This window comes from Neisseria iguanae, assembly GCF_003013245.1.
Lineage (GTDB): Bacteria > Pseudomonadota > Gammaproteobacteria > Burkholderiales > Neisseriaceae > Neisseria > Neisseria iguanae.
In genome coordinates this window covers 1-7,136 of sequence record NZ_PXYY01000111.1, presented here as the reverse complement: position 1 = coordinate 7,136, position 7,136 = coordinate 1, and the positions used below count along the sequence as shown (strand labels likewise).

General features: G+C 50.6%; 5 protein-coding genes and 1 pseudogene. 3 read left to right on the top strand and 3 right to left on the bottom strand.

Annotated elements, in window-relative coordinates:
* Nucleotides 1-294 precede the first annotated feature (294 nt).
* The gene (locus tag C7N83_RS12340; RefSeq protein WP_106743002.1) at nucleotides 295-603 is read left to right on the top strand and encodes a YfcZ/YiiS family protein; all 309 of its coding nucleotides are present in this window, start codon (nucleotides 295-297) and stop codon (nucleotides 601-603) included.
* Nucleotides 604-755: 152 nt separating this feature from the next.
* The gene (locus tag C7N83_RS12335) at nucleotides 756-2,711 is read left to right on the top strand and encodes a transglutaminase TgpA family protein (RefSeq protein ID WP_106743001.1); all 1,956 of its coding nucleotides are present in this window, start codon (nucleotides 756-758) and stop codon (nucleotides 2,709-2,711) included.
* A gap of 875 nt (nucleotides 2,712-3,586) precedes the next feature.
* Here C7N83_RS12335 and garD read toward each other — a convergent pair.
* Together garD and C7N83_RS12325 are read right to left on the bottom strand one after the other, a co-directional pair.
* Complete coding sequence (gene garD / locus C7N83_RS12330; protein WP_106742999.1) at nucleotides 3,587-5,149, bottom strand: galactarate dehydratase; 1,563 nt, start codon at nucleotides 5,147-5,149, stop codon at nucleotides 3,587-3,589.
* 433 nt (nucleotides 5,150-5,582) lie between these two features.
* Complete coding sequence (locus C7N83_RS12325) at nucleotides 5,583-5,933, bottom strand: hypothetical protein (RefSeq protein WP_106742997.1); 351 nt, start codon at nucleotides 5,931-5,933, stop codon at nucleotides 5,583-5,585.
* Between the two features lie 301 nt (nucleotides 5,934-6,234).
* On the opposite strand from C7N83_RS12325, the gene C7N83_RS15370 reads away from it, so the two are divergent.
* Nucleotides 6,235-6,573: a hypothetical protein gene (locus C7N83_RS15370; RefSeq protein WP_146135159.1), complete on the top strand. Its 339-nt coding sequence runs from the start codon at nucleotides 6,235-6,237 to the stop codon at nucleotides 6,571-6,573.
* Nucleotides 6,574-6,933: 360 nt separating this feature from the next.
* Here C7N83_RS15370 and C7N83_RS14945 read toward each other — a convergent pair.
* Nucleotides 6,934-7,136, bottom strand: a pseudogene (locus tag C7N83_RS14945) (IS1595 family transposase); the annotation flags it as partial.

The window sequence follows — 7,136 nt, the reverse complement described above, 5'->3', positions numbered from 1 at the left end:
AGCCATCATTGCCGGAGCAATGCGCCGATAGGGCTTTTCCGGCACATTGAAAACGGAAAGCTTCGATGAAGACGGTGCGCTGCCGGCAACGATCATAAATGATTACATACTGCAATCATGAACGCTTTAGTCTGGACTTAAAAAAGCTGAGCCCCGTTGCCTGCAGAACCCGGCTTGAAAAGGCTGTTTGAGAAACATTCTTAACTTGTCCAAAGGTTGGGGGACAGTTCAGATGTTTTCAGACGGCTTTTTTAGGTTTATACTGGAATTTCCAATACACAAAGGAAAATCATCATGGACAAATCAGCCAAAGCGTTTGAAACCGGAGAAAACGGCGTGGGAAAATGCCCGGATTGCTCTGTTGAAGTCGGCACCGTGTTCGACAACAGCGATTGCAGCGTCGAAATCGTCCAAATCTATGAAACCGAACAACTCGCCCGCGAAGCCGAAGGTTGTTACACCGGGTTGGCACGTTCGGTCGAAAGCGAACCTTGTGAAATCATCAGCGGCATCGTCGGCGTGGAAGAAGGTTTCAAACTCATGATGACACTCAACTTCTGCTGTGAAAGCGAGAAGGTAATTTTCCAGCTCAAGCAACGTTAACCCATTGATTGAATAAAAGCATATTTAAAGGCCGTCTGAAACCGGTGCTCACCCGACACAGGTTTCAGACGGCCTTGTAATTTGATGACACCGCAATCCGAAACACAGGTAAAATAACGCACCAAACCATCACATCACCACCACACATTATCATGCTTCCCACCGCACCCGCCTTTCTCCCGCTTTCCCCGCCCCCGCGCACGGCCATTATGATTCTGGCCGCTTTGCTGTTTGCCGCGCTGCCGATGATGCTCTCCCTGCCGCCGGTCATCACGCTTTTGTTTGCTGCTTTGCTGGTTTTGCGCGGCGTGTTGCTACATTTGAACATCGGCAGGCTGCCTGCGTTATGGCCGGTGTTGATGGTGGTTTTATCGGGCAGCTTGGTGTGGGCGCAACTGGGCACGGTATTCGGGCGCGAGGGCGGCATTGCTTTTCTGCTGCTAATGGTTACGCTCAAAGCGTTTGAAAGCACAACGCGGCGCGATTGGAATGTGCTGCTGCTGTCCATGCTGTTTTTAATCGGTTCTTCCGTGTTACTGAACCAAAATTTGGCGACCGGCTTGTGGCTGTTGGCAGCCTTGTTTGCCGTCAGCATTTGTTTTGCCGTATTGAGCGGCTTGAATCTGCGCGAATCGTGGTACCGGAGCAGCACGGCTTTACTTATGACTTTGCCGCTGGCCGCCGTATTGTTCGTCAGCGTACCGCGTTTAAATGAACCTTTATGGGGCATTCCGCAACAACGCGGCAACCAGGCATCGACCGGCCTTTCCGACACCATGCAGCCGGGCAGCATCAGCAATCTGGTACAAAGCAACGAATGGGTAGCCAACGTGATTTTTTCAGACGGCGCCAACATCAAGCCGAAAAACCTTTACTGGCGCGCCATCATCATGGATGAATTCAACGGTCACGCATGGCAGGCCGTGCCGAACTTTACCCAAGACAATGCGCAAACCGTTTCAGGCGGCCAACGCATTGATTACCAAATGATCATCCGCGACCAAAACGGCACCTTACCTGTCTTGGATTACCCTGTCGGCACACCGCCGCAAGGCCTGACGCTGCGTTTGGGTAATACTTTGCGCGCCGAGCGCAGCCGCGCAGGTTTGCGGCGCCTGCAGCTGCAAGCCTCATTGAGCGACACCCTACCTCATGCGTTAAACGAAGCCGAATACCGCCGCTACACACAATTGCCGTCCGGCAACCTGCAAACGCTGGCTTTATCGAAAAAACTCGCTGCAAACGCCCCGACCGAACGCGAATTTATCCACAATACGCTGGATTATTTCCGCCGCCAAGGCTTCAGCTATACGCTGCGGCCGCGTTTATTGCACAGCGAACATGTGGTTGATGAATTTGTGTTCCAATCCAAACAAGGTTTTTGCGAACATTATGCACAAAGTTTCGCCGTCATCATGCGTGCAGCAGGCTTGCCCGCACGGATTGTTACCGGCTACCTAGGCGCGGAATTCAACGATCAAGCCGGTTTCTGGCAAATCCGCTCCAAAGATGCCCATGCCTGGACGGAAGTATGGCTGCCGCGCGAACAAGTCTGGCTGCGCGTCGACCCGACCGCCGCCGTCTCCAGCATCCGCACCGAACAAGGCATCAGCCGGGCACTGCCGCAAAACGAACAATCGCTGCTGCCGCATGACAATCTGTTCGGTAAATGGCGCGACGCCGGACAATTCTATTTCCAGCAATGGGTGGTGAACTACGATCAAAACCGCCAAAACAGTCTGTTTGAAAATCTCGGCTTGGGCGGCTTCCATTTAAGAAGCCTGTTACTGTTTCTACCGCCTGCCCTCTTATTGGCGCTACTGCCTTTGCTGCACTGGTGGTTGAAAAACCGCCAACGCAATGAGTTGCAAGACGGTTTCATGCTGCTCAAACGCGCCATTTTGGGTGAAAATGACGAAACCTCTCCCGCCGTGACTCCTGCCGAATTGCGCGATATTCTGCGCCGCAGCCAAACGGACGACCCTGCCGCCGAATTGTTGCTGACACGTTATGAACACTGGCGCTACGCAGGCACAGCCGTCAGCAGACGTGCGCAAAAACGCTGGTTTCACGATGTAAAAAAAGCCGCCAAGCGTTATCGGCAATAGGATGCCCAAAGTCCGTCTGAAACCGGATTTCCACATTTCAGACGGACTTGGAGCATTTGTAAAATCCAACTCACTTCAAACCATCATTATCGGACACCGGCCAATAATCCGGTCGTTCGGCTTGAGAAATTTTACCCATAGTATGTGGTCAGCTTTTAAAGATGTTGATTAAATATCAATCTCAAATTTCGGCATAATATTCCGAACCCCAATGGCCGGATGATCGGGTCGGCACCCGATTATGACGGATACTGTTGGTTTGGCCGGAGTTTTGCAAAGGTTTCAACCTAAGACGCTTGTTCCAATACCTTAATTAGGGCGTGTCCTCATTTCATCTGCATCGCCCATTTTCGAACAAAAAAGCGCGTATGCAAGGCGATACCCAAAGTCTAAAGAGGGCGGTTTTACACGCTGCGCCGGTAAACCGCCCAGCACAGCAAGGTCGGACACCTTGCGCGCATGTCCAACGCAGCAACCGTTTTTTTTGGAAAGATGCCGCATGATTAAATGAGGAATACCCTAATTTACCGATTTGAAAGACCATAAAAAAGCCGAACGGTTCATGCCCATACCGCCGGCATCAAAGCGGATACGTCCAATTTGCCGTATGAATCGGCAGTGCCGTAGGCATATTGGTGACCGTTGTAGGATAAAATTGGGAAATTTCGGGTTTCGTAAATGGTCGGCGCAGCGTTAACATCAACGAATACGCGACAGATGTAGGCAATCGGATTTTTGCGGTTGCGGTGTGATGGTGTAAAGGTCCAAATATAAATATAAGGCCATCTGAATTTCAGACGGCCTTAAGCCTTAATGAAAATATCATATAGACACGGTTATTCCCAAGTAGAAGCGGAGAAGATGAAACAATGAAATCAGGTCACCGGTGCCGGATTGAACACCGACAGCGCATTATGCAAGCCCCATTGGTCAGACCATGTCTGCTTGCGGCCGCTGGCGGTATCGAGAATGTAGCGGAAAATTTCCCAGCCGGTTTCTTCGATGGTGGCTTCTCCGGTGGCAATGCGGCCGGCATTAATGTCCATCAGGTCAAACCAACGGTCGGCCAAATCGGTGCGCGTGGCGACTTTAATCACCGGCACGGCGGCCAAGCCGTAAGGGGTACCGCGGCCGGTGGTGAACACCTGCACAGTAATGCCCGAAGCCAGTTGCTGCGTGCCGCAAACGAAATCACTGGCAGGCGTGGCGGCAAAAATCAGGCCTTTTTTGGTCGGGCGCTGCCCTGGTGACAACACTTCGACAATCGCCGACCGGCCGGATTTGGCAATCGAACCCAAGGCTTTTTCCACCACGTTGGCCAACCCGCCTTTTTTGTTCCCCGGCGACGGATTCGCGCTGCGGTCGGTTTGTCCGGCATTGAGATAATCGTCGTACCACTTCATTTCTTCGAGCAATCGGCGGCCGACCTGCCCGTCTGCCGCACGCAGCGTGAGCAGGTGGACTGCATCACGTACTTCGGTCACTTCGGAGAACATCACCGTCGCACCGCAACGCACTAATAAATCGGAAGCATAACCTACCGCAGGATTGGCCGTGACACCCGAAAACGCGTCGCTGCCGCCGCACTGCATGCCGACCACCAAATCTGAAGCCGGACAAGTTTCGCGCCGGCGGGCATTGAGCCTCTGCAAATGTTTTTCCGCCGTTGCCATCATCGAATCGACCATGGCTTTGAAACCGACGAACTGTTCATCCTGCAAACTGGTCACGCTGGTGCTGCCGCCGTCGGCTTTAATAGGAATCGTGCCGTCGGCCTGTTCCAACAGGCGGCTCGGTTGGAGTTTTTCGCAACCCAACCCAATCACCATGATTTCGCCGCCGAAATTCGGGTTCAGCGCGATGTTGTGGATGGTGCGTATCGGTACTACCGCTGCAGGCGCATTAATTGCCACGCCGCAGCCATATAAATGGTTCAAACCGACCACGCCGTCGACATTCGGATATTTCGGCAACAAATGCCGCTCAATCAGTTTCACCACATAATCGACCACACCCGCCACGCAATGCACGCTGGTGGTGATGCCGAGCAGGTTTTTCGTGCCCACACTGCCGTCTTTGTTGCGGTAACCTTCAAAAGTATAACCTGCCAACGGCTCTAATTGCGGAACAGAACGGGTTGCCAGCGGTAGCGTTTCCAAAGGCGGCGCTTTGGGCAGCACCACTTTCGATTCGTCAATCCACGAGCCACGCGGCAAATCCTCCGCCGCATAGCCGATGATTTCGCCGTAACGGACGATTCCGCCGCCTTTCGGAATGTCGGTTAAAGCCGCTTTATGCCCTTGCGGCACATGCTCAACCAGCGTGAGGCCGTCTGAAAACTTGGTGCCCGCAGGCAAGCCGTTGCTGTTCACAATAATCGCGACATTGTCGTCAGAATGGACTTTGATAAATAACGGTTTTTGTTCGGGGGTGTTCATGGTCGTGTTCCGTTATGTTTTAAGTGTTTCAGGGTATCTTAATCAGCAGTGCGATAAAAATCATTGTGCAGATACACAAGAATATGGATGAATATTTTGAATTTATAGAAAATCTGACAGGTTTGAAAATCATAAAGGCCGTCTGAACATTTCAGACGGCCTTTATGATGAAAACCTAAAGATTACAGCTTCCCCACCCAATATCCGGTCATGCGCCAGCCGGATATCTTGTGCGGTCGCAGCCACCGTAACCCTAGCCAGAGGTTTGCCGATAAGGAAAATCGGACAGATCACACTCCCATCCGAAAGAATGACAAGCCCTAGCTAAAAACTGAGTCGGTAAAGTATGATACATACTGGCAGAGGTGCATTTTCAATCATGAAACAGCCTGTCATTGATACGCTGTTTCATGTTTTACGCAACTCGGTTCTACTACTTATATTCGGTACATTTCACATCTTCATTACGGCAAAACATCTCATTATGTCTGGCTCGGCATTGTTTTTGTACATTTAGGCGGGCCCTGCCGCGATTGACATCCTCTGAGCGATAAGTGTCGGTAAAAGCTTGAATTTTACAAACATAAATACTGTTTTTACTGTCTGCAACAAGTACAGGCCCCCTGTCTTTGACAAGTACAGGTTCTTTGACGACAACGGGAACTCTCATGGGTACAGGCACAATCAGCGCCCCCTTGTTTGACGTGATGGCGTCAATCGGAACAACACATGCGGATAAAGACAAGGCAGAAAGTGCAACGGCAGAAGTGATAAAAGATTTCATAGATTAAGACTCTAAAAAATTTAAAAAACAAAACACCCAATTAAATATGGCCAATAAACTTAGAATAAAGCAAGGAAGGCGGGACAAACCACTATATTAAGCAGTACTGTGAGTCAGTTTCGCAGGGTTATTCCCGATCATGCACTCTAACAATAATAATTTAGCATTATACAAATATAGATTGTCTTCAATCCAAGCAATATGTAACAAATTGTAAAATTTTTGCCCGTATCAAATAGGACGATTAACCCGGTAACCGGTGTAGTCCGGATAGGCCTAGGAGGCAACAAATTTCACGTCGGTGCGCGCATCCAATTTCCAAATCATTTCAGTACCGGATTCAGAAAACGCTTCGCACAAATCATCACCGCCGCAACCGGCGCAGACATGGTTTGAAAATGTCCGCACATCACCGATTTTATCCGGTGTCGGCCTGATTGCCCAAATACGTGCCCGGTACCTGCATCTTTCCACCCGAAGCGACAGTAATGCCTCATATAAGGGCTTTTTCACACAGCAACACATCCAAGCCTTCACACTTGGCAGCCAGCCATACCGGGAACACCGTCGATTACCGAATATCTGGTTATGTGGTCATCTTTATTCTCTGATTTGGATAAATTTCAGACGGCCTGTTTAGAAAATGAGCAAAAGGCCGTCTGAAATTATTTAGCCGGCAAAAATCCACCGTCAGATCACGCACTCTTTCAAACATATCCATACCGGTAGAGGCTGACAGCCAGCTTTTTGTGCACGGGCAATCCATGCCGTCAATGAGGAGGCCGATCACATTGCCGGCAAACATATCTGCAGCAGGCAGCGGATCACCCCCGCACATACCTGTCGGCCGGGCGCAACCTTTTGTTTCGAAATGCTTGAATGCCCAAGGTGATTTTGCCTGCGCAACCGGATCGCCGGTGAAATCATAAATTCAGGGCAGGCTGTTTATTAAATCCCTATTGAGTTGTCCTTTGAATAAAATATAAGGGGCTGACATAGATTAACCCCAAACACCACACCATTTCCGCAGCATTTCAAGCTGCCCGGACGGTACGCCAAAGTTAAAGTGGAACCCGCATCCTTTCAAGGACAGCGGGCAAGATTTACGGCCAACCTCATTGTATTTGCGCAAGACGCACTTCGCCCGGTTCCAACAATTTCCAATGCCGCCGATAGGGTTTTGACGGTCTGCAAAAAGCTGTG

What these genes read in the sequence shown, in the direction of transcription:
- C7N83_RS12335 (WP_106743001.1), top strand. Translation starts at nt 756, where the DNA reads ATGCTTCCCACCGCACCCGCCTTTCTCCCGCTTTCCCCGCCCCCGCGC.
- C7N83_RS12325 (WP_106742997.1), bottom strand. Translation starts at nt 5,933, where the DNA reads ATGAAATCTTTTATCACTTCTGCCGTTGCACTTTCTGCCTTGTCTTTA.
- garD (WP_106742999.1), bottom strand. Translation starts at nt 5,149, where the DNA reads ATGAACACCCCCGAACAAAAACCGTTATTTATCAAAGTCCATTCTGAC.
- C7N83_RS12340 (WP_106743002.1), top strand. Translation starts at nt 295, where the DNA reads ATGGACAAATCAGCCAAAGCGTTTGAAACCGGAGAAAACGGCGTGGGA.